Origin of the sequence: Saccharospirillum mangrovi, from assembly GCF_003367315.1 — a bacterium.
Lineage (GTDB): Bacteria > Pseudomonadota > Gammaproteobacteria > Pseudomonadales > Natronospirillaceae > Saccharospirillum > Saccharospirillum mangrovi.
Genome location: NZ_CP031415.1, coordinates 1,783,512 through 1,809,654, shown reverse-complemented (window position 1 = coordinate 1,809,654; position 26,143 = coordinate 1,783,512). Strand labels below are relative to the sequence as shown.

The following is a 26,143-nucleotide window of genomic DNA, read 5'->3' as shown; positions in this document are numbered from 1 at the left end:
GCCTCAGTTCGACGTCAGTTCCAGCCACCGAGCCGCCAGTTGCTCGCTCCACAGTTGAGCGTTGAGGTTGGCCTGCCCGGCCAGACTTTCTTTCAGCCGCAACACCAGATCGCGAAAGCCGAACAACGCCTCGCTCGGCAACGCTGAAAGCGGCTCAACGACGGGTGCATCCAACGAACTGATGGCGTGTTCGGTGTGAAACTGGCGGTGCACGGCGCCGTCCATCCACAGCAGCAATTGGTCCAATAAGGCATCGCTGTCCTGTTCGGCAATGTAGGCCGCCAGGGCACTGAAGCCGCGTTCCTGACGAAAGCGTTCAACCCGACCTTGCCAGGCTGTCAGGGCGTCGTCCGACAATTCAGCGGCCGCCAGCGGCGCACCGGCGGTTAATGCCAGCCGATCATCCAACCGATCCGTCACCGACTGCTGTTGCAGGTATTCCCGCGCTTGTTCGAGGCTGGGGCGATCCAGACGCAACAGACGACAACGCGAACGTACCGTTGGCAACAGCCGCGACAACGATTCGGTTTCCAACAGCAAAAAGGTGTTCGGCGTCGGTTCTTCCAACATTTTCAGCAAGGCATTGGCGGCGTTGTTGTTCATGCGATCCGCCCGCGTCAGTCGAATCACCTTGTTGCCGCCCTGCTGCGCGGTTTCGTGCATGAAGTCGGCAATGTCACGTACTGCATCGACCTTGATGGTGTCGCTCTTGCCTTCCGGCTCAATCACGCGCTGATCCGGATGCGACCCGGCCTTCACCAACTGACAGGGCCGGCATTCGCCACAGGGACGAACACCATCGGAGGTACACAGCAATTGATGGCTCAGCCGCTGCCCGAACCGATGCAAACCATCGCCGACCCGGCCGATGATCAGCATCGCGTGCGGTAAACGCTCAGCGCGGTAGGCTTGCATCAGCCGATCGTTCGCTGGTTGCAGCCAAACGGGCAAGACGGGTGTCATGAGAAACGTTCCTGCAACACCGCACGCACCTGTTGGCTCAAGGCGTCGATATCGACCGACGCATCCAGCCGGACAATGCGCTCAGGTTGTTCCTGAAAGCGCCGCTCATAGCCCGCACGGGCGCGTTCAAAAAACGCCAGATCTTCGGCTTCAATGCGATCCAGTTCACCGCGCTGACGCGCCCGCGCCAGGCCGGTTTCTATCGGACAATCCAGCCACAGCGTCAAATCCGGACGAAAACCGGCCAACGCCCATTCTTCCAGCGCTTGCAGGTGCGACCAATTCAAACCACGACCGCCGCCCTGATAGGCAAAGGACGCGTCGGTAAAGCGATCACTGATCACCCACTGGCCGTTTGCCAGCGCCGGTTGTATCACCTGAGTCAGATGCTGACGTCGGGCCGCAAACACCAGCAGCAATTCGCTCCAGGCATCCAAAGGTTCTTCATCGTGAGACAGCAACAGCGACCGGATGCGTTCCGCAATGGGCGTTCCGCCAGGTTCACGCGTGACCAGGGGCGCGCCAAAACGCTCGGTTATCCAGCTTTCCAGGACCGACCGCTGGGTGGTTTTACCCGCGCCTTCCAGGCCTTCAATGCTGATAAAGGCGGCCTTCATTGGGTAGCCTCTTCCGCTGGGGTTTCGTCGGGCGGCGGTGCGGAGCGATAGTCGTCTCGACGCCGGCCAAACCGTTGATACTGCCGAACCGCGGCCTGGTGTTCTTCGTAAGTCGCGGAAAACAAATGCGTGCCATCGCCCTTGGCAACGAAGTACAGCGCCAGGCCATCATCCGGGTTCACCGCCGCTTCCAGCGCGCCCCGGCCCGGGCTGGCGATGGGCGTCGGCGGCAGGCCGCCGCGTCGATAGGTGTTGTACGGATTATCGCGCCGTAAGTTATCGCGCGTCAGGTTGCCGTTGTAGCTGTCACCCAAACCATAGATGACCGTCGGGTCAGTTTGCAGTCTCATGCCCTGCTGCAAACGGCGGCTGAACACACCTGAAATCTGCGGGCGCTCAAAAGCAGCGCCGGTTTCTTTTTCAATGATGGACGCCAGAATCAACGCTTCATAAGGCGTTTCGATGGCGCGCAGTTCGGACCGCATCGCCCAGGCCCGCTCGAGCTCCGCCTGCATTTTTTGATACGAACGCCGCAGCACTTCGGTATCGGCCAGGCCGCGTTCAAACAAGTAGGTATCGGGGAAAAACCAGCCTTCGGGGTTGCTGTGGTCTATGCCCAGTAATTCAGCGACCGCCGGGTCCGACAACTCAGGCAACGTCTGTTGCAGATGTTCCTGAGCGGCCAGTGCGGCCCGAATCTGCCGGAAGTTCCAGCCTTCAATAAATTGCACTGAGCGCATCACTTTATCGCCAGCGACCATACGAGCCACGACGTCACTCGGCGTTTCGTTCGGTTGCAGCCGATACTCGCCGCGCTGAATGGCGGTTTGGTCGGTCAGGCGTAACCAGTATTCGTGCAGACGAGGCTCACTCAGCCAGCCTCGTTTCTGAAAGTCATTCAAGACGCGCTTAAGCGAGGCGCCGTCTTCAACTTGATACAGCGTGGCTTCGGTCAGCGACAGGGGTTGGGTCAGTTGGTCGCGCAGGTAGAGCGCCATACCCACTGTGGCGATCATGCCCAGCAATACGATGGCGATCAGCAGTCGTTTAATCACTCGGTATTCCAATCAGGTTGCGCAGCTGTGCCAATTCATCCGGCGAAGGCAGCGTCAGCGGTTGGCCATCCACTTCGGCGACCGGCACCAGTCCCATCAGGGCGTTGCCTAACAGCATGGCATCGGCTTGCGGCAGGTCAGTCATTTGCCAGTTCGCCTCGGTCAATTGACCCAGGCGCATCCAGCGACGGCGAATGATGCCATTCACACCCGCCTGATCCAAGGGCGGGGTTTGCCAGTGCTGGCCGGTCTTGATAAAGACATTGCACATCGTCCCTTCCACCAGACAACCGTCACTCAGCCCAAGCAGCGCCTCATCCACCTGAGCGGCCCGCGCACTCTGGCGCGCCAACACAGAATCCAGACGGTTCAGATGCTTCAAACCCGCCAAGGCCGGATTGATTGATGCCGGCACCGCAGAACTCACCACGCGTGCAGCCGACATCTGCCAGGCGGCAGGTTGATAGGGAGAGAGCTGAATCAGCCGGTCACAACGCTGCTGTTGCGGATCGAAATCGTAGCCACGGCCCGGATACTGGCGCAGCAGCAGAATTTTGCAGACCCAGACGCCACTGTCTGCGGGCATGGCAGCGGTCAGTTCGGCTTCCAGTTGGTCTTGATCGGCGCTGGCCCAGTTGAGTTGCAACCGGCGGGCACCTTCGTTCAATCGCTGGCGGTGTTCGGACCAAAAGCGGATTTGTCCGTTTTCCACCCGACAGGTTTCAAACAGGCCATCACCGTAGGCCAGTGCGCGATGGCGGACATCCAGTTGATCAGTCGGCAGACCGTTGAGGATATTCATTGGCATAAAAAAACGGGGCCGAAGCCCCGTCCTTTAGACTTTGCTAAACACCAGAGTGCCATTGGTGCCGCCAAAGCCGAAAGAGTTCGACAAGGCATGGCGAATGGGCATCTCGCGCGCTGTGTTGGGCACGTAATCGAGTACACAACCTTCGCCGGGTTCTTCCAGGTTGATCGTCGGCGGCGCGACCTGATCACGAATCGCCAGCACACTGAAAATGGCTTCTACCGCACCCGCCGCACCCAGCAAATGGCCGATCATCGACTTGGTCGAACTCATCACCGCTTGCTTGTAGTCGGCACCGTAGAGACCTTGTACCGCGCGACTTTCAGCGACATCACCGACCTGCGTGGAGGTGCCGTGGGCGTTGATGTAGTCGATATCGGTCGCGTTCAGGCCAGCGTCAGCGATGGCGTGATGCATCGAAGTACGGGCACCCGCGCCATCCTCCGGAGGTGACGTCATGTGGAAGGCGTCACCACTCATGCCAAAGCCGGTCAATTCGGCGTAGATGGTCGCGCCACGCGCTTTGGCGTGTTCGTATTCTTCCAGTACCAGAATGCCGGCGCCGTCGCCGAGCATGAAGCCGTCGCGATCTTTGTCCCATGGGCGGCTGGCGTGTTGCGGATCGTCATTGCGCGTCGACAGCGCGCGTGCAGCACCAAAGCCCGCCATACCCAGCGGCGTGGACGCCATTTCAGCACCGCCAGCAATCATCACATCGGCATCGCCATAGGCAATGGTGCGACCGGCGTAACCGATGTTGTGGGTGCCGGTGGTACAAGCCGTGGTGATCGCAATGTTCGGGCCTTTGAAGCCGAAATCGATCGACAAATAACCGCCAATCATATTGATGATGGCCGAGGGTACGAAGAACGGCGAAACTCGACGCGGCCCGGAATTGACCAAGGCGGAGTGGTTACGCTCAATGCTATCCAGACCACCAATACCAGCACCGATGGCAAAGCCGATGCGATGCGCATTGGCTTCCGTGGCTTCAATACCGGAATGACGGATGGCTTCAACAGCAGCGGCGTAGCCATATTGGATAAAGCCATCCATTTTCTTGGTGTCTTTGGGATTGATCGTCAGTGTCGGATCAAACCCTTTCACCGTGGCAGCGAACTTGGTGCCGAATTTTTCGGTATCGAACAATTCAATGGGAGCGGCTCCGCTCCGTCCAGCCAGAATGCCTTCCCAGGTAGAAACGACATCGTTTCCCAGCGGGCTGATGCACCCCAGGCCCGTCACTACGACTCTGCGGCGTGACATAGAATCCTCCAATGACTTACCTATCTAACGGCTGCTGAAGATCAGTCAGCCGGAAACTAAAAAGCCGTACTGCCAAGGCGACAATACGGCTTCAATGTCAGTACAGAACGGTTGCCTTACGGCAGATCTGTTAGCCCAGGTGGGCGTTGATGTAGTCGATCGCGTCCTGAACAGTCGCCAGCTTCTCAGATTCTTCGTCCGGGATTTCGGTTTCGAATTCTTCTTCCAGCGCCATCACCAGGTTAACGGTGTCGAGTGAATCGGCACCCAAATCATCGACGAAAGAAGCCTGGGCTGTAACGTCTTCTTCTTTAGCGCCCAGCTGTTCGCAGACGATTTTCTTGACGCGATCTTCAATGTTGCTCATTGGAACACTCCCTAATTGGAATCAGCACCGTTCAGTGCGCGTTAGTGTATTAAAAGCTTTCGCTGGCGGGCAAGTCTAAACCGCCCGGTCAGCTCATGTACATGCCGCCGTTGACGTGCAGCGTCTCACCCGTGATGTAAGACGCTGAGTCGCTGACCAGAAAAGCAACGGCCGCGGCAATTTCTTGCGGATCACCCAATCGACCCAGCGGAACCTGCTTGAGCAGCGCTTCGCGATTGGCTTCAGGCAATTCGTCCGTCATGTCTGTAGCAATAAAGCCTGGTGCAACAGAGTTGACGGTGATGGAACGAGAACCCACTTCACGTGCCAGAGAACGCGTGAAGCCTTCCAAACCAGCTTTGGCGGCGGCGTAGTTTACCTGACCGGCGTTGCCGGACGAAGCCACTACAGAAGAGACGTTAACGATGCGGCCCCAACGGGCGCGAGTCATCGCCTTGATCACCGCTTTGCTCATGCGATACGCCGAGCTCAGGTTGGTGTTGATCACGCCATCCCATTCGGCTTCTTTCATGCGCAGGAACAGGTTGTCCTGAGTAATGCCAGCGTTGTTGACCAGAATGGCAACGTCACCAAATTCTTCTTTCAGCGCGCTCATTACCGCTTCGATGGAATCGGCTTCAGTCACGTTCAACCGATAGCCTTTGCCGTCGATACCGGCAGCCTTGAAGCGCTCGGTGATTTTTTCGGCACCGCTGTCAGAGGTGGCGGTACCCGCTACCCGGTAACCGGCTTTGCCCAGTTGATCGGCAATGGCAGCACCAATGCCGCGGCTGGCGCCAGTAACCAAAACCAGCTTAGCGTCGCTCATGAATCACTCCCTAAACGTTCCTGAAAAGCGGCCAGGCTGCCCAGCGCCGACAATTCCAGATTGCTATCAATGCGTTTGTTCAGACCGGTCAACACCTTACCCGGGCCACATTCAATGGTTTCGGTCACGCCCTGGTTCACCAGTTCGGCAACCGACTGCGACCAAAGCACCGGCCGGTACAGCTGTTCCAGCAAATTCGGTTTGAGCGTTGCGACGCTTTGCTCAGCTTTGGCGGTCACGTTCTGTACTACCGGAATGCTGGCGTCCGACAACGTCAGACCGTCCATATAGGCAGCCAGTTCATCGGCCGCTTCGCGCATCAGGCTGCAATGCGACGGTACGCTGACCGGCAACGGCATGGCTCGTTTGGCACCGGCCGCTTTCAGTACTTCAATAGCGCGATCAACAGCAGCGGTCGCACCGGCAATAACCACTTGCCCCGGTGTATTGAAGTTAACCGCTTCAACAACGCCTGCATCGCTGGCCTGACGGCAGCCTTCGATAACGGCATCGTCATCCAGACCCAGAATCGCCGCCATGGCACCTTCACCGGCCGGAACTGCGGCCTGCATCAACTGGCCGCGCTTTTCGACCAGACGAACGGCGTCGGCCAGCGGCAATACATCGGCGGCCACCAAAGCGGAATATTCACCCAGGCTGTGACCGGCCAACAACGCCGGAGCCGCCCCACCCTCTGCACGCCACAAACGCCACAAGGCGATGCTGGCCGTCAACAGCGCAGGCTGGGTTTTCTCAGTGCGGTTCAGTTCTTCAGCCGGGCCTTGTTGAACCAGAGCCCATAGGTCGTAACCCAACGCATCGGACGCCTCTTTAAAGGTGTCGGTGATCAGCGGGTAATGCTCCGCCAGATCGGCGAGCATTCCGACCTGCTGAGAGCCTTGGCCGGGAAACACAAAGGCAATTGTCTTGGCCATGCTGCGTATCCTTGTTTATTCGGTTGAGCCACCCACGCAGGGTCGCTTGTCTGGCGTGCATTATGGTCGGCGACAAATCTCAGTAAAGAGAGAGGCCGTTAAAACATTTATGAACACAGGGAACAGTAAAAGGCGAATTATTGACCGATAAATTGGGATTCACCGTCAATTTGAGCGAATGACGCCACTAGTCGACCAGCAATTAGTCGACCAACAATGGATCAAGACGCCTCAACACTCGCTGACTCCAGCCACCCTCGGACGCCTCAATCGCCCGGATAATGGCCGCTTTAAATGCCAAGGCATCGGCGTGACCGTGGCTTTTAATCAGTGTCAGACTGGTACCGGCCAGCAAAGCACCGTTGCTCTGACGCGGATCCAACTGGTTCAGCAACGGTTGCAAACGCCGCCCCAATACCCAGCCCAGCGCTTTTCCCAGCAGATCGCCACCCAGTTGTTGGCGCAAAGCCGACAACAACAGATCGACCGTACCTTCCGCCGATTTAATGACCGCATTGCCGGTAAAACCATCGGTAATGATCAAGTCGTAATCGCCCCGGAAGATGGTATTGGCTTCGGCAAAGCCACAGAAATCGACATCCGACCATTGCGCCAATCGTTCCGCTGCCAAATGCAACGCTGGCGGCCCTTTGTTGGCTTCAACACCCAGATTCAACAGTGCCAGGCGCGGCTTGCGACTGCTGCGATCACTGGCAATGGCAATACCCGCGGCGGCAAAACCCAGCAACTGTTCGGTGGTGGCGGAAAACGACGCCCCAAGATCCAGCATCAATACCGGCTGTCGGGCGGTTGGAACCCAACTGACCAAGGCCGGACGTTCCAACGCCGGATGCACCAGGCTGTGACGGTGCAGCAAGGTCATCAATACGCCGGTGTGTTCGGACGACACCAGAGCGTCGGCCTCTTGATTAGCCAGGCACTGAACCGCCGCTTCGATGGCGCTGTTGTAGTCGTGGCGTAACAGGCGTGCGGGGTTCAATCCAGCGGGCAAGTCGCCTTCGCAGGAGCGGAACGTCAGATTGGGCGGCAAGGAGCCAATATAGGGTTTGCAGTCGTCGATTCGGCCAAAAACGATGGCGCGGTGGTGCGGGTGATGTTCGAAGAAATCGAGGGAGGCAGGAAGCAATTGGGAGGGGCCTTGGTCCCCTCCCTGCAAGTCGATGGCTAAAACAGCCACCGGGACTTATTCGCCGTCGGCGTCCGCAATGACCTTACGGCCTTTGTAGAAACCATCCGGAGAAACGTGGTGACGACGATGCGTTTCACCGGTAGTCGGATCAACTGTCAGAGCGGTGCCCTTCAGTGAATCGTGTGCACGACGCATTCCGCGGCGGGAACGAGTCTTTTTGTTCTGCTGAACTGCCATGGCCGTAGCCTCCTGGTATAGAGCATTTAACTGAATCAGAACCGGCACCAGGCCCGTTCCGGTTGTTTTCTTGGCCTGCTTCGCAGGACCTTTCAGTCCTTTTTCAGTGAAGCCAGCACTTGAAAAGGGTTATCCCGAGTCGGTTCCGTTGCAGTCGAGGTATCGTCTGTTTCCGGTTTGAACTCGGTCTGAATCCGGCATTCCGCTTCGCTGTGCATTGCCTGTAACGGCAAACTCAACAACAACTCTTCTTCCACGATGCTGGCCGGGTCTAACGATTCGTCCGGCAACAACAGCAAAGGTTCATCGTCTGCTGGCAACGCCTTAGCCATTTCGTCGTTATAAACGATGGCAAGGCGGAAGCGGCTGTCGAGCGGCTGAACCATGGGTTGCAGACAACGCTGACACTCCAACTCGACCTGCCCCCGGACGGTGCCGGTGACAATGCGCCGATGTTCCTCATCCTGAAAGAAATCCAACTCCGCCTCAAAGGCGTCACCCAAACTCAAAACTGACTCGCTTAAACGGGTCAATCGAGCAGACGACACCTGACCGCTGAGGGAGACTTTCTGGTCCGCCAGCTTATAAGCATCGAGGTGGTCGGGAAGCTCGGATTTCGACATAGGCGCGGTATGATACGGATGAGCGCTTTCAAGTCAAAAGTTTTTAGGAGTTCATCGCCATGCAAGCCCCGTTATTACTGGCCTCCACTTCAAAATACCGGGCAGATCGACTGCACACGCTGGGATTGGACTTCACTCAGGCCGCCCCACTGTGCGATGAAACCCCAAATCCGGCTGAAACGCCGCAGGCACTGGCGCTGCGTTTAGCAATCACCAAGGCTCAGAGCCTGACAGCCGACTTCCCGGATCATCTGATCATCGGCAGTGACCAAACCGCCGCCGCACCCGACGGCACACTGCTGACCAAACCCGGCAGCTTCGAGCGCGCCTGCGCTCAGTTGCAGGCCTGTTCAGGCCAGACCGTTCATTTCCACACGGCGGTCGCGCTGGCGGGGAGAACCCAGGCTGGCTGGGTAGTGGATACACAAGTGCGGTTCCGGTCGTTAACGGGCGAAGAAATAGAACGTTACGTGAATGCCGAGCAGCCGCTGGATTGCGCCGGCAGTTTTAAAGTGGAAGCACTGGGCATCACCCTGTTCGACTGGGTACGCAGTGATGACCCCAATGCTTTGATCGGCTTACCGCTGATATCGCTCGCCCGGGAACTGCGCAGCTTGGGCTATCGCCTGCCCTAGCGCAGACTCAACTGCTCGACCACGCCCAGCTTCACCAACGTCTCGGCAACGCCGACACCGAAATTACGCGCGAACTTCTGCCAGGGCGTCAGGTGGGCTGAGAAATCAACCAACTGCGGGTAGCCCAGCTCGCGTGCCAGTTCCGAAGTCGATTTGATGCCGTCGATCAAACCCAGCTCAACGGCCTGATCGCCCGTCCAGACCAAGCCGGAAAACAGCTTATCGTTGGATTCATCCAAACGATCACCGCGACCGGCGCGGACGTCTTCAATAAATTGCTGGTGGACGTCGTTCAGCAGCGCCTCAAACAGCTCACGCTCTTCGGGATCGACCGGTTGGAAGGGGTCAAGAAACGCCTTGTGTTCGCCCGCGGTGAATTCGCGCCGCTCGATGCCAACACGATCAATCAGCTCTTCAAAACCGAAACCGGCAGCGGTGACACCAATGGAACCCACCAGGCTGGCGCCATTGGCGTAGATGTTTTCCGCACTGGCGGCGATGTAATAAGCGCCGCTGGCGCCGGTATCGGCAATAACAGCGTCGATGGGGATGTCGGGGTGCAAATCGCGCTGACGGCGCACTTCGTTATAAATGTAGGAAGACTGCACCGGGCTGCCGCCCGGACTGTTGATGCGCAGAATGACGGCGCGCGTATCCGGGTGATCCAGCGCCGCCTGCAAGCTGGCAACCACCGAGTCGGCACTTGCCAGCTCACCGTCGGCAATAACACCGCGCACCTGCACCACAGCGGTGTGGCCGCCGGTGCTGTTGGGAACGCCGCCGTGATCGAACGAACGACCGGCAATGATTAACCACAGCAAGGCGAACAAATAAATAAACGTCAGCAGCTTGAAGAAAACACCCCAACGCCGGTGCTTTTTTAATTCCGATGTATTGGCCAGAACGACCTTTTCGATCAGTTGCCACTCTTTGCGCGAACCGGCCCAGTTTTCGGTGCCGTCGGTAGATGATCGATCTTTTCCAAACATAACCTTTTTGCCCTATTCAATACGCCGGATTAGGAAGCCGAACCGGCTGACAACTGCTGCAACAGGCTGAACAAAGGCCGCTCCAGCGGCGCTTCAATCACCAACTCTGCGCCACTGTCCGGGTGCGGCACCCTAAGCTGAGCAGCATGCAAAAACAAGCGTTCCAAACCCATTTCCCGACACAGCTGTTCCGCGCGGCCGGACTGATACTTGGTGTCACCCAGAATCGGATGGCCGGCGTGCTGGCAATGCACTCGAATCTGGTGAGTACGGCCGGTTACCGGTTGCGCTTCAACCCAGGTGGCTTGCGCATACGCCTTAAGCACCCGGAAACGCGTCAATGAGGCTTTGCCATCGGGCGCGACCCGGACAAATCGCTCGCCACCGACCGCCTGCTGTTTGCGCAATGGCGCATCCACTTCGGTCACATCGTCCGACCAACGGCCGTGCACCAGGCACCAATACGTCTTCTTAACGTCCGTCTTGGCGCGAAAAGCCGCCTGCAAAGTCGTCAAAGCGCTGCGCTTTTTGGCGATCAGCACGACACCGGAAGTATCCCGATCCAACCGATGCACCAGCTCGACAAAGCGCAATTCCGGCCGCATGGCCCGGTACGACTCAATTAACCCCAACCGAATGCCCGACCCGCCGTGCACCGCCAAACCCGAAGGCTTGTTGATTGCCACCACCCAGTCGTCTTCATACAGAATGGCGTTGTCCAAATGGCGCTGCAGCGACTGCCCTGGCACCACCGTTTCCGTATTGGTTTCGGGAAGTGTGACTGGAGGAATGCGAATTTCATCGTCCGCCACCAGCCGGTATTCGGGCTTGACGCGCTTGCCGTTGACGCGCACTTCGCCTTTGCGCAACACCCGATACACCCGGCTCTTGGGTACCTTCTTCCAATAACCGATGAGGAAATTATCGATCCTCTGACCGGCCCTATCCATCTCGACACGATAAAAACTGACTTTTGACACAGTGGCGTGCGACCCAAAATAAAACGCGGATGATAGCAGCCCTCGGCGGCTGGTTCAGCGACGGCTTCTGAGGTTGATAGTCTGGAACTAAGGCCTCCCAGCGCTTTTATTGCTGGGTTGTAATCATGGTGCTAAACTCCGGCTCGCTGGGAGCCCGTGATTCCCCCCGCCCAGAGACCACACAGGCGGCCGGGAAGCGGAACCCAACCTCCAGACAGATGACAGGCATCGGTCTGACAGAATTGGTTGGGCAGCAAGTACAGATTAAAACAGCGTATGACGATGGGTTCATACGGAAGAAAGCACTTCACCACAGAACGCAAGTGCTTCTAAAAAGAGCAGGCATCCCCGTAAGACTCTTTCCGTTGCCCGGTTGTTCATGGAAACACCGAGCGCCGCATTGCCTCAGAGATTCTGGACAATGCAGCCACGAATAGCGTGATCCTATATATTTCGGTGTTCGCCCGCCTGTAGACCCTGCCCTTGCTGCTCTGTCACTCATTACCAACAGAGCACTGTTACTCAATGAAAAGAATGCTGATCAACGCGACTCAAGCCGAAGAGCTGAGGGTCGCACTGGTAGACGGCCAAAAACTCTACGATCTCGACATCGAAACCGGCTTTCGCGAACAGAAGAAAGCCAACATCTACAAAGGCAAAATCACCCGCATCGAACCCAGCCTTGAAGCCGCCTTCGTCGACTTCGGCGCCGAGCGCCACGGCTTCCTCCCGCTGAAAGAAATCGCCCGCGAATACTTCATCGACCCGTCCATGTCGTCTCGTTCCAGCATCAAAGAACTGGTGAAAGAAGGCACCGAAGTCATTGTTCAGGTCGATAAAGAAGAGCGTGGCAACAAGGGCGCCGCCCTGACCACCATGGTCAGCCTGGCCGGTCGTTACCTGGTGTTGATGCCCAACAACGCCCGCGCTGGCGGTATTTCCCGCCGTATTGAAGGCGACGAACGCGCCCAGATTCGCGAAGCCCTGCAAGGCATCGAAGTACCCGATGGCATGGGCGTTATCGTGCGGACCGCCGGTATTGGCCGCAGCGCTGAAGAACTGCAATGGGATTTGGATTACCTGATCCAGTTGTGGGAATCCATCCGTGAAGCCTCCACCTCTCGCCCGGCCCCCTTCCTGATTCTTCAGGAAAGCAACGTCATCCTGCGCGCCATTCGTGATTACCTGCGTCAGGACATCGGCGAAGTGCTGATCGACAGCAAAGAAGCCTACGACTACGCCCTGGATTTCGTGCAGAAAGTCATGCCGAACTACCAGAGCAAACTGAAGCGTTATGAAGACCCGGTACCGCTGTTCAACCGCTACCAGATCGAATCGCAAATCGAGAGCGCCTTCCAGCGCGAAGTGAAGCTGCCCAGCGGCGGCTCCATCGTCATCGACCCGACCGAAGCCCTGGTCTCCATCGACATCAACTCATCGCGCTCCACCAAGGGTGGCGACATTGAGGAAACCGCCTTCCACACCAACCTGGAAGCGGCCGAAGAAATTGCCCGTCAGTTGCGCCTGCGCGACATGGGCGGCCTGATCGTGATCGACTTCATCGACATGAACCAGACCAAACACCAGCGTGAAGTCGAAGCACGCATCAAAGACGCCACCAATTCCGACCGCGCCCGCGTGCAAGTAGGCCGCCTGTCGCGTTTCGGTTTGCTGGAAATGTCGCGTCAGCGTCTGCGCCCGTCGTTGGGTGAAACCAGCGGCATCGTCTGCCCGCGCTGTAACGGCCACGGCATCATCCGCGATGTGAAATCGCTGTCACTGGCGATTCTGCGACTGGTCGAAGAAGAATCGCTGAAAGAACGCACCGCTCAGATTCGAGCCATTGTGCCGTTGTCGGTCGCCACCTTCCTGCTGAACGAAAAACGCGAAGCCATCCATGAGATCGAGCAACGCCTGAAAGTTCACGTTCTAGTGGTACCCAACCCACAAATGGAAACACCGCACTACGAAGTGGTGCGCCTGCGCGATGACGACGAAAACCTGGTGAATTCCGTACCCAGCTACGCGTTGAAATTTGAAGCCACACCGTCGGAATCCGAAGCGGTGCTGGAAGCTCAGGTTAAGCCTCAGGAAGCGGCCATCTCCAACATTCAGGCGCCGCGCCAACCGGCCCCAAGTGTGGAAGCAAAACCCGTTGCCAAACCGGTTAAGGCACCCAAGGCGCCGGCTGGTCCGGGCTTGCTGTCACGTCTGTTCAAAGCGCTGTTTGGCGGTAGCGATAAGCAACGCACCAACGCCGGTCGCCCTGCCCCATCCAACCGCTCTGGCCGGGATGGCAGCAACAACCGCAATGGCCGCAACAACAACCGCTCGTCCAGCCGCGCACGCAACGGCCAGAACGGCCAACGCGACAACCGCCGCCAGGCGCAAGCGGGCAACAGCAGCAACAATGGCCGCAGCGACACCAACGGCACCGCCGACAAGCGCAAGAACGACGGCAACAACAAACCGCGTGAGCGCAAAAACGACGACCTGAAAACGAACGCAAACAGCAGCGACGACGACAGCCGCAACGATCGCAATGCCAACCGTCCGCAGCCGCCGCAGCTGAAGCGTCGGGACGAGCGCGACGGCAGCACCGGCCGCGTTCCCCAGGCCGACGTCGGCAAAAACCGCAAAGTTCGCGGCGTCAGCAAAAACGCCAGCAAGCGGCCCAACCCGGAACGCCCGGCCGAGGTTGTCAGCGAAATGGAAACGGTGATTGGGTTGATCAACGCCCAGCAGCAGAGCAACGAAGCCGGCTCGGCCAATGCAACCGTTGCAGAAGCACCGCAAACTGTCGTTGAACAGCCGGTCGAAAGCGCCGTGGCAGTCGAAAGCGCCGTGGCAGTCGAAAGCGTCGTGGCAACTGATGTTGAAACAACCAACACGGAAGCCGCCGACACAGCACCGGCAGCTGTGGAAAACGAACCGTCCAAACTGGAAGATTCACCCGAGCCCAGCGTCGCCCACGAACCGGTGGAAGCCGACGAGCCGGTTGCACCAATAGCCGCCGCCGCGCCAGTGGTAGAGGCTGACGAAGCGAAGGTCACCGAACCGGAATCGGTCGACGTGAAAGCGGAAGAACCGGCCCCGGTGGAGGTTGTTGAGCCCGCGCAATCCAGCGAAACGCCGGAAAGCGAAGCCGCCGCGCAAACAACGGAACCGGCATCGGCAACCGAAACAGCCGCTCCTACAGCGGCGGGTCGCGCACCGAACGACCCGCGTGAAGTTCGCCGCCGTCAACAACAGGAGCAGGAAGGCCAGTAACAGCGCCCTTTCCTGCCTTGCAAAAAAAGCCGGCCAATGTGCCGGTTTTTTGTTTTTGCAGCCCCTGCCGGAATAACCAGGGGTATGCCCTCGCCTTTTACCGTGGTTCTCCAACGAATAGCCGCAAAAAAAACCGCAAAATCCTTAAATTTCAACGATTGTTAAAACGATTCCTCAAACGGTCGTCGGTTAGCGTAGTCAGGCTCGGTATTGATACCGCCTAACACCAACCAGAGGGATCTGCCATGCATCACCCCAACCGACTGCTGCACCTCGTCACCAGCCTGCTACTCAGCCTCGCGCTCACCGCCTGCAACCTCGAAACCTTTGAATTCGCCCAAACCGGCACCGCCCAGCTCGTCACCGGCGAAACCTACACCAACCCGGTGCCGGGCAGCTTTCGCGGCGTCGATTACGCCAGCAGCAACCCCCAGGTCGCGCAGGTGGATGGCAGTGGGCGCGTCACCGCCGTTGGCCCCGGCCGGGCACGCATCAGTGCGCGGCTGGATGGGCAGTCGATTGCTTACTCGGTTGAAGTGGTGAACCGTCGGCTGCGGGTCAGCGCCTGGGTGGGGCCAACCGGAGCCGATTGGCAACTCTCAGACGGCACCGAAGGCACCTGGCTGCACACCACCAGCGACGCCAATTGCAACCCAGTTCAAACCGGAAACTGCGCCAATGCCGCCAGCCAGTTAATGCTCGGCACCGGGTCGGTATTGCCGAGCGCGGCACTGACGCTGAGCCAGCCGGGGTATTTTCGGGTGCAGTATGGCGAACATCAGGCGGCCGGGGCGTTGGCGGCGGATCGGTTTGCGGGGCGGTGGTTCCACTCGGTAGTGGCTTTTCGCGGGCGGCTTTGGGTGATTGGTGGGCTGGATAACGGTGGCCAATACCGAACCGACATCTGGTCGTCCACCGACGGCACCACCTGGGTGCCCGAACAGTGGGACAACCAGTCGGAGCTGTTGCCCAGCGGCGATGCGTCAGTCGTTGGCGACGTCATCCGGGTGGTGCTGTTCAATAACGCCCTCTGGCTGATCGACACCCACACCGGGGCGCTCTGGTCGACGCTCGATAGCCCCGAGCACGCCCGCGGTTTTGTCTGGCAGGAGCAGGGGTCGATCGGTGCCGGGTTTGAGGGCCGCAGCGGTAGCCCGGTGGTTGTCTCGCACGACGGCGACGGCACCGAGCGGCTGTGGCTGATCGGTGGGTGGTCTACCGGGAACGACAATCGGAACGACGTCTGGACCTCGCCCAACGGCACCGATTGGGCGCGCCGGGAACCCAGCGCCAACGGCCAGGCCTTTACGGGTCGTTCTGGTCACCAGGCGGTGTTTTTCAAGAATCGGCTTTGGGTGATTGGTGGTCTCATTGGTCCTCAATACGTCAACGACATCTGGTCGTCCGCCGATGGCCGAGACTGGCGAGAGGAAACCAGCCAGGCTGAATTTTCGGGCCGAACCGGGCACCGCGTTGTGGTGTACAACGATGGCCGTGGCGAGCGGTTGTGGTTGGTGGGTGGGGACAATGACGACAATGAATTAAACGACGTCTGGTCCTCGTCCGATGGCATTCACTGGCGCCAAGAGGCGGTGGATGCCGCGTTTCCGATTCGCCGCGCCCACGCCCTGGCCGTCTTCAACCAGCAGCTTTGGGTGGTGGGTGGGAATGGCGGGTCTTACCTGAACGACGTCTGGTCCAGCCGCAACGGCCAGGACTGGCAACCCCACACCGCCGAAGCCGCCTTCAGCGGGCGCGATAGCCACCAGGCGATTGCCTTCGCCGACCGGCTTTGGGTGATCGGCGGTTTGGGCGGCAGTTATAACAACGACGTCTGGTCCTCCGCCGATGGCCTGCACTGGCAGCAACACCGCGTCCACGCCGATTTCTCGCCACGGCGTAACCATGGGGTGGTCGTGTTCAACCAGCGGCTGTGGCTGGTGGGTGGGAGCTACCGGGACGACGTCTGGTCCAGCGCCGATGGCGTGCAGTGGCAACGCGTGCTGGCCGAAGCGCCGTTCAGCCCACGCGCAGCGCACGCGTTAGTGGTGTTCGACCATCGCCTGTGGGTAATCGGCGGCTCAGTTCGGATAGACGGTCGGTATCAATGGGTGAATGACGTCTGGTCGTCCAGCAACGGCCGCGACTGGATCGAAGAAACCGCCCAGGCCGGCTTCTCCGCCCGCGTCGGTCACCAGGCGGTGGTCTTCAACGGCCAGCTTTGGGTGATCGGTGGCCGTGGCGCTGGTGGCGACAATGGCGTGGTGTGGTCCTCCCACGATGGCCGCCACTGGCAGTCGCGCCCCGATGCCAACCTGACGGCCCGTTATGGGCACCAGGCCCTGGTCACCCAGGATGCCCAAGGCGAGCGGCTTTGGGTGCTGGGCGGATACAACAGCGAAGGCAAACCAGACAACCAAGTCTGGACCACCCGCAACGGCACCCACTGGACCGCCGTTGACAGCCCCCAAAGCCAAGCCAACCGCTTCACCGCGCGCACCTACCACCAGGCCCTGAGCTTCCGCAACCAACTCTGGGTGATCGGTGGGACTGATGAGAGTGGCACGCCACTGCACGATGTCTGGCGTTCAGCCGAGGGTGCGAACTGGCAGAAGGGGGTGCAGGTGGAGGTTGAGTTTGAGGGGCCTTGAGGGTTGTGGGGCCTAGGTGCCTAAGCCCCCACAGATACACCCTGTCAATCCCGGCCTTGAGCCGATTGGGCCGGGATGACGGGCTTTTGAGGCGCGCTAGAGCGCCCAATAAACCGAGGGCCGTCAGGCCCTTTTTTGAGTTAGCGCTGAATGCCGCTCAGCAAAAAACGGCACAATCGGTTTATTCGAACTGCCCACTCCCCTTCGACCCCCAATAACGCGGCTCGCGTTCCAGAACGATGCCAAAGCGATTAGCCACCGCTTTCTGAACAAGGCGCTGCCAGGTCACCACGTCGAGGAATTCGGCCCGTTTGGGATTGATCAACACCAGTGCCTGTTCCCGATAACAGCCGACGCCGGCGTCGCTGGCCTGCCCTTTCAAGCCGCATTGGTCGATCAACCAGCCGGCGGCCAGTTTCCATTCATCGTCCGATGGGTAGGCCACTAACTCCGGCCAATCGGCCTTCAGGCGCTGAAACTGGGCGTCGTCGATTTGCGGGTTTTTGAAAAAGCTCCCGGCGTTGGGAATGACATCCGGTGACGGCAGTTTGGATTGGCGCAATCGAATGACGGTTTCCATCACCAAAGACGCGCTTAAGTTGGGATTGTGAGCCAGTGCCTGTAACGGGCCATAGCTGAGTTGTGGCTGAAAATCGGTCGATAACGCCAAGGTTACTGCGGTGATGATGTAGCGGTTTTCCCAGCGTTTGAACAGGCTGTCGCGGTAGCCGAATTCACACTGCGCCGCTGGCAGGCGCACCCATTGGTGCGTCCGGCAATCGTAGGCTTCTACGTCATGCAACCGGTCGCCGACTTCTACGCCGTAGGCACCGATGTTCTGTATCGGTGCGGCGCCCACCGAGCCGGGAATCAGCGCCAGATTCTCAAGGCCGCTCAGGCCGGCTTCGACACTGGCTCGCACAACTTCATGCCAGTTTTCACCGGCGGCCAGGCGCCATAGGGTGCGCCCCTGGTCGTCTTGCCCGAGTACCTGGCGGCCTTGGGTCCGCATAGCGAGCACCAGGCCATCCACCCGGTTATCCAACAAGAGATTACTGCCACCGCCCAATACGCGGATGTTCAACTCGTTCTGTTGTGCCCAACCCACCCAGCCAGGAATCTGGTCATCCTGTTCAATATCAATCAGGTGTTCGGCCCAGGACGGAACGCCCAGGGTGTTGCGTTTCGATAAGTCAGCTTGGTGTTGCAGTGTCACGATTGTGCCTCCATGCGGGTTAACAACGCGCGGCTTGCGGCTTCGCACAGGTCGAGAACCTGTTCAAAACCGGCTGGGCCGCCGTAATAAGGGTCTGGCACGTCACGCTGGGTGGACGGTTCGATTACATCCAGAAACAACCCGAGTTGCGCTTTGCTGTGCGTGGGTTGAATGGTCTGCAGGTCGGCCAGGTTTTGCGCATCCATCGCGAGTATCCAGTCGAATTGATGAAAATCGTCCGGGCTGATTTGCCGTGCCCGAAAGCGTTCCAGGTGGTAGCCACGCGCCTTGGCGGCGGCGGTAGAACGTGCATCCGGCGCTTTGCCAAGGTGATAGGCGGCGGTGCCAGCGGAATCTACCTGGATTGATTCACTCAGCCCGGCGTCTGCCACGATTTTCTCGAACACGCCCTGAGCCGTGGGCGAGCGACAGATATTGCCCAGGCAGACAAACAGCACCGAGGTTGGCTTCATGCCCGCTCCGCTTTGGCGAAGACGGCGCGCACGGCATCGAGATCCGCTTGGGTATCGACACCCGCGGGTACGGCGGCAACGGCTTGCGCGGCGACGATGCGGTGCCCTTCGGTCATAAAGCGCAGTTGCTCGAGTTTTTCGAGTTGCTCAAGCGGGCTTTCCGGCCAGTTAACGAAGGCGTCCAGCGCGCGCTTGCGATAGGCGTACAGGCCAATGTGTCGCTTGTAGGGGCTGGCGGCGGCGGTCACTTGCTGGTCGCGGTCCCAGGGAATGGGCGCGCGGCTGAAATACAACACCTGCCCGGCCCGGTCCTGCACCAGTTTGACGGCATTGGGGTTGCCGGCGTCGGCCGGATTCATTGATTCGTACAGGGTGGCGACTGTGGCGTCGGCTGCGGATTCCAGCAAGGCAACCACTTGGCGCAGGTTTTCACCGGGCATCAAGGGTTCGTCGCCTTGCAGGTTGACGACGATGTCGTCTGGCGCCAGGCCCAGTTGATCGGCCGCTTCTTGCAGTCGATCGGTACCCGATGGGTGGTCAGCGCGGGTCATGACGGCGTTGTAGCCGGCGGCTTCAACGGCCTGGCGAATGCGCTCGTCGTCCGTCGCCACCACGGTGCGTTCGAAACCGGCGTGCTGGGCGGCTTCTACCACGCGCACCACCATGGGTTTACCGGCGATGTCGAGCAGGGGTTTGCCCGGCAAGCGGCTGGAGCCGAAGCGGGCGGGAATCATGATCAGGTGACTCATGGCATCAATGTCCTTAGTGCGGTTTCGATCCGCTGCAAAAACTCATTGGGCAGGCTGGGCTGCAAACGCACCACATAACAGTGTTCTGGCAACGGCTGTGGCAGTTTGACGGCGTCTTTTTCGGTGATCAACAGCGGCCGATCCGGTTGCTGCCAGGCGGCGTCGGGCAGCGGTTGGTGGTCGCCGGGCGTCCAGCGACGCTGCACCCAATAGCCCTGCTGCGTCAGTTGCTGGAAAAACACCTCGGGGTTGCCGATGCCCGCGCAGGCATCGACTGCGACGCCCGCTGGTAAAACGTCGCCCAGGTCGTTGGTTGGCGGCAGCGGGTTCAGCGACAGCACGGCGTCTACCGGCATGCCGTCGGGCACCTGTTCGCGTGCGACCACCCAATCAACCGACGCCAGCCGATCTTTCGGCTCGCGCAATGGCCCGGCGGGCAGCAGACGGCCATTGCCCAGGCCACGGTGACCATCGATCATCACCAGTTCCAAATCCCGTCCCAAACGGTAGTGCTGCAAGCCGTCGTCGCTGATTACAACTTGCGGCTGGAACTGCGCTACCAGATGGCGCACGGCCTGATCGCGGTTTGGGTCTACCACCACCGGGCAGTCAAGCGTACGTGCCAGCAACAAAGGTTCATCGCCGCAGATTGCGGCGTCATCGTCCACGCCCACTACCCAGGGGTAGCTGGGCGCTTGCCCGCCGTAACCGCGCGATACCACGGCACACCGCAAACCCTGCGCTTGCAGGTGCCGCACCAACGCCTGGATGGCCGGAGATTTACCCGTACCCCCAACCGCCAGATTGCCCACCACCAACACCGGCACGCCGTATTGCCCTCGATGCCGGGCACGCAGACGACGCCGCACAACCGTCGCCATCAAGGCGCTGAGCGGGCTGAGCAACCGGGATTGCCAGGAAGCTTGCGGTTGATACCAAAAACGCATGGTCAGTGCAGACGATGGCGCCGAATCACGGCGCATCGGGCAGGCGTGTGGTGTAGCTGACTTTGGTGAAGCCCAGCTGCCCCACAGCATCCAGCGCGTAGATCATCGCCTGGTGCGGTGCCTGCGCATCGCCGGTGATGACTACGGTCTGGTCGCGGCGGTTACCGGCCAGTTCGGCCAGCGCCTGTTTCAAGGTGTCACTGTCGTTGCGCAGCAGGGGTTGGTTGTTAACGGCATAGTGGCCCTGGCTATCGACCATGATTTCCAGCGAGCGCTGGTCAAGCTGGGCCTGGTCGCTGCTGCTTTCGGGCAGGTCGATCTGCAATTGGGTTTCGCGGGTGAAGGTGGTCGATACCATGAAAAAGATCAGCAGCAGGAAAACGACGTCAATCAGCGGCGTTAAGTTGACCTGAACTTCTTCTCGACGTTGGCGGCGAAATCGCATCGGCAGCCCCTTAGCTGTTCGAGCTGGATTCAGCGTGTAGCGCTTCCACCAGCTTGGTGCTGTCCTGCTCCATCGATACCAGCAGTTCATCCACGCGGCGCGTTAATGCGCGATGAAACACCAGCGCAGGAATGGCAACACTCAAACCGGCGGCGGTGGTGATCAATGCCTGTGAAATCCCGCCGGCCAGCACGGCGGTGTCGCCACTGCCCTGCACCATGATGGCGGTGAAGACTTCAATCATACCCAGCACGGTGCCGAGTAACCCCAGCAACGGCGTGATGGCGGCAATGGTGCCCAGGGTGCTGAGAAACTTCTCCATTTCGTGGGCGACGTGCGTTCCGGCTTCCTGCAGGGAATCTTTCATGGCGTCGCGACCGTGTTTGGAGGCGGTCAGACCGGCCGACAGGACGTAACCGAAGAGCGAACTGTTTTTCAACTCTTTCAGTTTAGTCGCGTCCAATTCGTGGGTTTTGATCCAATGCCAGACCTGAGGCAGTTGGTCTTTGGGGATGACCTTGCTGTAACGCAGTGCCCAGTAGCGTTCAATGATGATGGCGATGGCGATGACGGAACACAGCAGAATGGGGGCCATCAACCAGCCGCCCGCTTTGACAATTTCAAACACTGAGAGGTCTCCTTTCTTCAGGCGCGTAATTTAACACAGCCAACGCCAAACGGTATGCAGCCCCCACCGGATCAATGAGACAGAAACCGCCGCCGAAAGGATGAGCGCCAATCGCGCACCTGCCATTGGTTATTCGAAGCGTCTACATCAACTTCGATGGTGCCGTGCCAGGCGGTATTGAGCAGGTTGCGTTGCCGTTGCTGCAAATAGTCGAGCAAGTCCGGGTTGGGCCAACGCGGCCGGGCACGGTCGCCGGCGCTGACCAGCAACAGTGCCTCTGGGCTGGCATCCAGAAAACCGGAGGCACTGGAGGTTCGACTGCCGTGGTGGCCCAAAACGACCAACGATAACGGAAACCACTGCGGGTACTGCTGCATCAGCCAGTATTCCAGGTTTCGACTGGCGTCGCCGGTTATCAACAGGCGGCCAGCCTTTGTTTCCACCAACAACAGGCAGGAGCGGTCGTTATCGCTGGTGCGCAATGCTTTGGGTGTGGCGATCAATCGAAACGGCAGATCAGCGGGTGGTGAATCGTGACAGGATTGCCAGCCACCCTGCCCGCTCAGTTCGGCAACGGCGTCTGGCTCGCCGCTGATGCGCCGGGCATCAGGCCAGCGCTGAATTGCCCAGGCGGCGCCTCCGGCGTGGTCGTTGTCTGAATGGCTGATCACGATGCCATCGACAGCCAAATGGCGCCGCCGGAACCAGGGTGCCAGCCGGGCTTGCGCAATCGAGGTGCCATCGCTCCATTGGCCGGCGGTATCGTACAGCCAGGTCTGGTCAGGCCATTCCAGCACCAGTGCCAGGCCATGACCGACATCCAGGGTGGTGAGCCGGAATTCGTCTGGCGGTGTCGAACGAACCGGCCAAAGCAGCAACAGCCCCGCCAATGGCACCAGCAACCAGCGCTGTTCCCGATTCAACCAGTGGCTTAACACCAGCCAGAACAGCGCAGCAAACAGCGCGATCTCGGCAAACGTCAACACCGGTGGCGGCTGATGCCAACGGGCAATCCATACCAACCCGTCCAGCCCCCAACTCACCAGCCATTGATAACCCCAATGCACCAGCGGCGGCCAAACCAGTATCAACAGGCTCCACGGCAAAATGATCAGCGTGACCAGCGGAATCACCAACAGATTGATCAGCAACGACAACGGATGCCACTGAAACCCCATCAATGCCGACATCGGCAAACTGAACACCGACAGCAGCAATTGCATGCGCAACGCCATTTGCCAGCCTGGCAGACCCTCGCTGCGCCAGCGTTGGTACAGCCGGATCATCACCCACACCAACCCGAAGCTGAGCCAGGCGCCGGTGCTGAGCCAGGCTTGCGGTCGCATGGCAGCAATAGCCACGGCCGCCAACGCCATAGACTGCAATCCGCCCAGTCGCCCGCCGGACAACATGACGCCCAGCGGCAACAACACCATCAACCAGGCGCGCACTGCCGGAAAACCAAAACCGGTGATGGCGACAAAGGCACCGCACAGTGACACAACCGTGACCCATCGCAACACCGGCCAATGCCCGCGCCAAGGCCCGGGCAAGCGATGAAACAGCCGAGCCAGCAGCAACGCCCAGGCTGCGACCATGCCAATGTGCATGCCGCTGACGACCATCAGATGCTTGATCTGGTTTTGTTCAAACAGGTCCGCCAGGTTGGCGTCCATCGATGCCGACCAACCCAGCGCCAACGCCGCCCAGATGTCGCGAACGCGGGAATCGTCGAACTGCGGTGCCGCGCGCTGGTACCAGCGCACAACCAGGCTGGCATTTAACGTCTGGTCGATGAGTTCAACCACGCTGCCCTGTGCATCGATCCGCTCGCTGAAGAAATATCGGGTCGCATTGAAGTTGCCGGGAATCAACTGACCGACGGGCTGGCGCAACCGAACCTGTGCCCGCAGGCAGTCGCCCGCCTGTATATCGAGATTGGCGTTAGCGGTCAGCCTAACGTGACGCAACTGCAAGTCGGCCGGCTGGGCCAACACAGTGGCGCTGAAGCGCTGGTATTGGTCGAACACTTGCGGCGGTTGTGCCAGGCACAGGCTGAGCTCTGCCTGCTTATGTTGCCAACTGGCGGGCAACAGATGCTGCGCTTCGGCTTCCAGCCGACACACCAAGACCGCGCCGAAGATCAGCCAAATCAGAGCTGTCCAGACGCGCCGATAGGCAACGCAGAGCAAGACAGTAACGGGAAGTGCGGCGCCTAACAGGCCGCATTGAAACCACAGGTAAGGAAGGCTCAGGCACAGCAGTGCCAGGCCAGTCAGTCCGTTGATCATTCGATGTTTCTTCCTTGAAACAGCGATGCCGTGCGGCCGTCAGGCGACCGAGAAAATACGACGTTTTAGGTGATGATTCGACCGCGTTTCAGTGTCAGGCAACGCGGCATCTGCCGGGCCCAATCCTGATTGTGGGTGACGATGATAAAGCTGGCGTCCGAGTGCCGATTCAATTCCAGAATCAGCTCGTGCACCTGTTCGGACGTGGCGTCGTCCAGGTTGCCGGTCGGCTCGTCCATCAACACCACGCGTGGGTTGTTGATCAGCGCCCGGGCAATGGCAACCCGCTGGCGCTCGCCGCCCGAAAGCTCCGCCGGCCGGTGTGCCGCCCGGTCGCCCAACCCGACCCGGCTCAGCAATTCGGCCGCTCGTTGATTGGAATCACGACGATATTGCCCACCAATGATTTGCGGTAAGACGACGTTTTCCAACGCCGTGAATTCGGGCAGCAAATGATGGAACTGAAACACAAAGCCCATGTGTTCGTTGCGCAGTTTGGCACGGGCGCGATCGTTCAAGCCCGACAACGGCTGGCCTGCCATATAGACTTCGCCCGACGACGGCGAATCCAGTCCGGCCAACAAATTCAGCAAGGTGGTTTTGCCTGACCCGCTGCTGCCGACAATGCTGACCAGTTCGGCCGGCTCGACATGAAAATCGATGTCGTGCAGCACTTCGACGGTCTGTGGGCCGAGCTGGAAACGCCGCGACACCTGCTGGCAACTCAAAATCTCAGGATTCATAGCGCAACGCCTCCGCCGGTGAAATCCGCGATGCCCGCCAGGCGGGATAGATGGTCGCCAGCACACTGATCACAAACGAAGCCGACGCGATCATTCGCACGTCGCTCCATTTCAGCTCGGAGGGGATATAGCTGATGAAATAGACCTCGGCGTTGAGGAATTGAATGTGAAAGGTGTGCTCGATCCAGGCAATGATGTCGGCCACTGACCAGGCGCCCAGCACGCCCAGAATCACGCCCAAGGCAATGCCGATCAGACCGATGGCGGTACCCTGCACGATAAAGATGCCCATGATCTGGCCCGAACGGGCACCGAGTGTGCGCAGAATGGCGATTTCGCCCTGTTTGTCGGTCACCATCATCACCAGCGACGACACGATGTTGAACACCGCCACGGCGACGATCATAAACAGCAGCAAGCCAACCATGCGCTTTTCCAGTTGGATGGCCTGGAACAGGTTGCCTTGCGTGCGGGTCCAGTCGCTGACCAGATAGCGGCCTTGCAAAGACCGCCCGGCATCGATGGCAATCTGACGCGCCAGGAACAGATCATCCACTTTCAAATGCACGCCATCGACGCGGTCGTCGTAACGCAGCAACCGGCCCAGATCGTTCATCTGCACCACGGCCAGATTGGCGTCCAGTTCAGCACCGACAGCAAAGGTGCCGACCACTTCGAAGCGCTTAAAACGCGGCGTGACACCGGCCAGATTGACCGTCACTTCCGGCACCATCATGGTCACCCGGTCGCCCAGATCGACACCCAGTTGCCGCGCCAGAATGTCACCAAGCAGAATGCCAAACCGGCCTTCCTGCAAATCGTCGAGAGAGCCGGAGGTCAAATGATTCGGCAAGATGGACACCTGGCTCAATGTCGCCGGTTCAACGCCGCTGACAGCCACGCCCTTGGTCTGGCTCGGGCCAACCAACATGGCCTGACTTTCGGTAAACGGACTGACGCCTTCGACATCGGGATGTTGCGAGAGGATGCTCGCCACCGCCGGCCAATCGGCCAGGCCGCCGGGCTGCGATACAGTCGCGTGCGGCACCATGCCGAGAATGCGATTGCGCAATTCCCGGTCGAAGCCATTCATCACCGACAGCACGATGATCAGCACCATCACGCCCAAGGTCAGCCCGACCATGGAGACACCGGAAATGAACGAAATGAAGTGATTGCGACGTCGGGCGCGCAGATAACGCAGTCCGACCAGGAAGGGGATGTTATTCAGCATGGCCGGCATTAAACCATCGGCCCTTAGACCTGCCAAGCCGTA

General features: G+C 59.4%; 25 protein-coding genes. 3 read left to right on the top strand and 22 right to left on the bottom strand.

What is annotated here, in order from left to right; translation table 11 throughout:
- Positions 1-3 precede the first annotated feature (3 nt).
- From holB to DW349_RS08675, 11 genes are all read right to left on the bottom strand, one after another.
- Entirely contained in the window at positions 4-963 is a 960-nt protein-coding gene (gene holB / locus DW349_RS08725) for a DNA polymerase III subunit delta' (RefSeq protein WP_108127167.1), read from the bottom strand.
- A complete protein-coding gene (tmk, locus tag DW349_RS08720) occupies positions 960-1,580 on the bottom strand; it encodes a dTMP kinase (RefSeq protein WP_108127169.1) in 621 nt (206 codons plus the stop codon). Before tmk ends, holB begins: the two co-directional genes overlap by 4 nt.
- Positions 1,577-2,635, bottom strand: coding sequence for an endolytic transglycosylase MltG (mltG, locus tag DW349_RS08715; protein WP_198650568.1), 1,059 nt, complete (start codon positions 2,633-2,635; stop codon positions 1,577-1,579). The genes tmk and mltG overlap by 4 nt, the downstream gene beginning before the upstream one ends.
- The gene (pabC, locus tag DW349_RS08710; RefSeq protein ID WP_108127171.1) at positions 2,628-3,443 is read right to left on the bottom strand and encodes an aminodeoxychorismate lyase; all 816 of its coding nucleotides are present in this window, start codon (positions 3,441-3,443) and stop codon (positions 2,628-2,630) included. The genes mltG and pabC overlap by 8 nt, the downstream gene beginning before the upstream one ends.
- A 27-nt stretch (positions 3,444-3,470) precedes the next feature.
- Positions 3,471-4,709, bottom strand: coding sequence for a beta-ketoacyl-ACP synthase II (fabF, locus tag DW349_RS08705; RefSeq protein ID WP_108127173.1), 1,239 nt, complete (start codon positions 4,707-4,709; stop codon positions 3,471-3,473).
- 130 nt (positions 4,710-4,839) lie between these two features.
- Positions 4,840-5,076 carry an acyl carrier protein gene (gene acpP / locus DW349_RS08700; RefSeq protein ID WP_108127175.1) on the bottom strand — a complete coding sequence of 79 codons (237 nt, stop codon included), beginning with the start codon at positions 5,074-5,076 and terminating at the stop codon, positions 4,840-4,842.
- 88 nt (positions 5,077-5,164) lie between these two features.
- Entirely contained in the window at positions 5,165-5,905 is a 741-nt protein-coding gene (gene fabG, locus DW349_RS08695; protein WP_108127177.1) for a 3-oxoacyl-ACP reductase FabG, read from the bottom strand.
- A complete protein-coding gene (fabD, locus tag DW349_RS08690; protein ID WP_108127179.1) occupies positions 5,902-6,840 on the bottom strand; it encodes an ACP S-malonyltransferase in 939 nt (312 codons plus the stop codon). Before fabD ends, fabG begins: the two co-directional genes overlap by 4 nt.
- Before the next feature lie 202 nt (positions 6,841-7,042).
- Positions 7,043-7,987, bottom strand: a complete 945-nt coding sequence (locus DW349_RS08685) for a hypothetical protein (RefSeq protein ID WP_232819380.1) — start codon at positions 7,985-7,987, stop codon at positions 7,043-7,045.
- 57 nt (positions 7,988-8,044) lie between these two features.
- The gene (gene rpmF / locus DW349_RS08680) at positions 8,045-8,227 is read right to left on the bottom strand and encodes a 50S ribosomal protein L32 (protein ID WP_108127183.1); all 183 of its coding nucleotides are present in this window, start codon (positions 8,225-8,227) and stop codon (positions 8,045-8,047) included.
- 92 nt (positions 8,228-8,319) lie between these two features.
- Entirely contained in the window at positions 8,320-8,736 is a 417-nt protein-coding gene (locus DW349_RS08675) for a YceD family protein (RefSeq protein WP_157954445.1), read from the bottom strand.
- 173 nt (positions 8,737-8,909) lie between these two features.
- Here DW349_RS08675 and DW349_RS08670 point away from each other — a divergent pair, with 173 nt between their 5' ends.
- Positions 8,910-9,485 carry a Maf family protein gene (locus DW349_RS08670; protein WP_108127187.1) on the top strand — a complete coding sequence of 192 codons (576 nt, stop codon included), beginning with the start codon at positions 8,910-8,912 and terminating at the stop codon, positions 9,483-9,485.
- On the opposite strand, the gene DW349_RS08665 is transcribed toward DW349_RS08670, so the two are convergent.
- Both DW349_RS08665 and rluC read right to left on the bottom strand, forming a co-directional pair.
- On the bottom strand, positions 9,482-10,474 hold the full coding sequence (locus DW349_RS08665) for a S49 family peptidase (protein WP_108127189.1): 993 nt from the start codon (positions 10,472-10,474) through the stop codon (positions 9,482-9,484). The genes DW349_RS08670 and DW349_RS08665 overlap by 4 nt on opposite strands.
- Before the next feature lie 29 nt (positions 10,475-10,503).
- Positions 10,504-11,424: a 23S rRNA pseudouridine(955/2504/2580) synthase RluC gene (gene rluC / locus DW349_RS08660; RefSeq protein WP_232819381.1), complete on the bottom strand. Its 921-nt coding sequence runs from the start codon at positions 11,422-11,424 to the stop codon at positions 10,504-10,506.
- Positions 11,425-11,979: 555 nt separating this feature from the next.
- Here rluC and rne point away from each other — a divergent pair.
- Both rne and DW349_RS08650 read left to right on the top strand, forming a co-directional pair.
- The gene (gene rne, locus DW349_RS08655) at positions 11,980-14,724 is read left to right on the top strand and encodes a ribonuclease E (protein WP_232819382.1); all 2,745 of its coding nucleotides are present in this window, start codon (positions 11,980-11,982) and stop codon (positions 14,722-14,724) included.
- A gap of 245 nt (positions 14,725-14,969) precedes the next feature.
- Positions 14,970-17,375: an Ig-like domain-containing protein gene (locus DW349_RS08650; protein ID WP_115667138.1), complete on the top strand. Its 2,406-nt coding sequence runs from the start codon at positions 14,970-14,972 to the stop codon at positions 17,373-17,375.
- Between the two features lie 181 nt (positions 17,376-17,556).
- On the opposite strand, the gene murB is transcribed toward DW349_RS08650, so the two are convergent.
- From murB to DW349_RS08605, 9 genes are all read right to left on the bottom strand, one after another.
- Positions 17,557-18,591, bottom strand: a complete 1,035-nt coding sequence (gene murB / locus DW349_RS08645; protein WP_108127698.1) for a UDP-N-acetylmuramate dehydrogenase — start codon at positions 18,589-18,591, stop codon at positions 17,557-17,559.
- Positions 18,588-19,064: a low molecular weight protein-tyrosine-phosphatase gene (locus DW349_RS08640; protein ID WP_108127696.1), complete on the bottom strand. Its 477-nt coding sequence runs from the start codon at positions 19,062-19,064 to the stop codon at positions 18,588-18,590. Before DW349_RS08640 ends, murB begins: the two co-directional genes overlap by 4 nt.
- Positions 19,061-19,813 carry a 3-deoxy-manno-octulosonate cytidylyltransferase gene (kdsB, locus tag DW349_RS08635; RefSeq protein ID WP_108127694.1) on the bottom strand — a complete coding sequence of 251 codons (753 nt, stop codon included), beginning with the start codon at positions 19,811-19,813 and terminating at the stop codon, positions 19,061-19,063. The genes DW349_RS08640 and kdsB overlap by 4 nt, the downstream gene beginning before the upstream one ends.
- On the bottom strand, positions 19,810-20,796 hold the full coding sequence (gene lpxK, locus DW349_RS08630; protein ID WP_157954467.1) for a tetraacyldisaccharide 4'-kinase: 987 nt from the start codon (positions 20,794-20,796) through the stop codon (positions 19,810-19,812). Before lpxK ends, kdsB begins: the two co-directional genes overlap by 4 nt.
- Entirely contained in the window at positions 20,786-21,205 is a 420-nt protein-coding gene (locus DW349_RS08625; protein WP_108127690.1) for an ExbD/TolR family protein, read from the bottom strand. The genes lpxK and DW349_RS08625 overlap by 11 nt, the downstream gene beginning before the upstream one ends.
- Before the next feature lie 10 nt (positions 21,206-21,215).
- The gene (locus DW349_RS08620) at positions 21,216-21,833 is read right to left on the bottom strand and encodes a MotA/TolQ/ExbB proton channel family protein (protein WP_198650579.1); all 618 of its coding nucleotides are present in this window, start codon (positions 21,831-21,833) and stop codon (positions 21,216-21,218) included.
- A 71-nt stretch (positions 21,834-21,904) separates the two neighbouring features.
- Positions 21,905-24,124 (bottom strand): DNA internalization-related competence protein ComEC/Rec2, encoded by a 2,220-nt coding sequence (locus DW349_RS08615; RefSeq protein ID WP_108127688.1) that lies wholly within the window; start codon positions 24,122-24,124, stop codon positions 21,905-21,907.
- A gap of 65 nt (positions 24,125-24,189) precedes the next feature.
- Positions 24,190-24,867, bottom strand: coding sequence for a lipoprotein-releasing ABC transporter ATP-binding protein LolD (gene lolD / locus DW349_RS08610; RefSeq protein ID WP_108127686.1), 678 nt, complete (start codon positions 24,865-24,867; stop codon positions 24,190-24,192).
- Complete coding sequence (locus DW349_RS08605) at positions 24,857-26,101, bottom strand: lipoprotein-releasing ABC transporter permease subunit (RefSeq protein WP_108127702.1); 1,245 nt, start codon at positions 26,099-26,101, stop codon at positions 24,857-24,859. Before DW349_RS08605 ends, lolD begins: the two co-directional genes overlap by 11 nt.
- Between the last annotated feature and the right edge of the window lie 42 nt (positions 26,102-26,143).

Excerpts from the sequence above, each read along its gene's own strand:
- holB (WP_108127167.1), bottom strand. The coding sequence starts at position 963 with ATGACACCCGTCTTGCCCGTTTGGCTGCAACCAGCGAACGATCGGCTG.
- tmk (WP_108127169.1), bottom strand. The coding sequence starts at position 1,580 with ATGAAGGCCGCCTTTATCAGCATTGAAGGCCTGGAAGGCGCGGGTAAA.
- pabC (WP_108127171.1), bottom strand. The coding sequence starts at position 3,443 with ATGCCAATGAATATCCTCAACGGTCTGCCGACTGATCAACTGGATGTC.
- fabF (WP_108127173.1), bottom strand. The coding sequence starts at position 4,709 with ATGTCACGCCGCAGAGTCGTAGTGACGGGCCTGGGGTGCATCAGCCCG.
- acpP (WP_108127175.1), bottom strand. The coding sequence starts at position 5,076 with ATGAGCAACATTGAAGATCGCGTCAAGAAAATCGTCTGCGAACAGCTG.
- fabG (WP_108127177.1), bottom strand. The coding sequence starts at position 5,905 with ATGAGCGACGCTAAGCTGGTTTTGGTTACTGGCGCCAGCCGCGGCATT.
- fabD (WP_108127179.1), bottom strand. The coding sequence starts at position 6,840 with ATGGCCAAGACAATTGCCTTTGTGTTTCCCGGCCAAGGCTCTCAGCAG.
- rpmF (WP_108127183.1), bottom strand. The coding sequence starts at position 8,227 with ATGGCAGTTCAGCAGAACAAAAAGACTCGTTCCCGCCGCGGAATGCGT.
- DW349_RS08670 (WP_108127187.1), top strand. The coding sequence starts at position 8,910 with ATGCAAGCCCCGTTATTACTGGCCTCCACTTCAAAATACCGGGCAGAT.
- DW349_RS08665 (WP_108127189.1), bottom strand. The coding sequence starts at position 10,474 with ATGTTTGGAAAAGATCGATCATCTACCGACGGCACCGAAAACTGGGCC.
- rluC (WP_232819381.1), bottom strand. The coding sequence starts at position 11,424 with ATGGATAGGGCCGGTCAGAGGATCGATAATTTCCTCATCGGTTATTGG.
- rne (WP_232819382.1), top strand. The coding sequence starts at position 11,980 with ATGAAAAGAATGCTGATCAACGCGACTCAAGCCGAAGAGCTGAGGGTC.
- DW349_RS08650 (WP_115667138.1), top strand. The coding sequence starts at position 14,970 with ATGCATCACCCCAACCGACTGCTGCACCTCGTCACCAGCCTGCTACTC.
- DW349_RS08640 (WP_108127696.1), bottom strand. The coding sequence starts at position 19,064 with ATGAAGCCAACCTCGGTGCTGTTTGTCTGCCTGGGCAATATCTGTCGC.
- kdsB (WP_108127694.1), bottom strand. The coding sequence starts at position 19,813 with ATGAGTCACCTGATCATGATTCCCGCCCGCTTCGGCTCCAGCCGCTTG.
- lpxK (WP_157954467.1), bottom strand. The coding sequence starts at position 20,796 with ATGCGCCGTGATTCGGCGCCATCGTCTGCACTGACCATGCGTTTTTGG.
- DW349_RS08625 (WP_108127690.1), bottom strand. The coding sequence starts at position 21,205 with ATGCGATTTCGCCGCCAACGTCGAGAAGAAGTTCAGGTCAACTTAACG.
- DW349_RS08615 (WP_108127688.1), bottom strand. The coding sequence starts at position 24,124 with ATGATCAACGGACTGACTGGCCTGGCACTGCTGTGCCTGAGCCTTCCT.
- lolD (WP_108127686.1), bottom strand. The coding sequence starts at position 24,867 with ATGAATCCTGAGATTTTGAGTTGCCAGCAGGTGTCGCGGCGTTTCCAG.
- DW349_RS08605 (WP_108127702.1), bottom strand. The coding sequence starts at position 26,101 with ATGCTGAATAACATCCCCTTCCTGGTCGGACTGCGTTATCTGCGCGCC.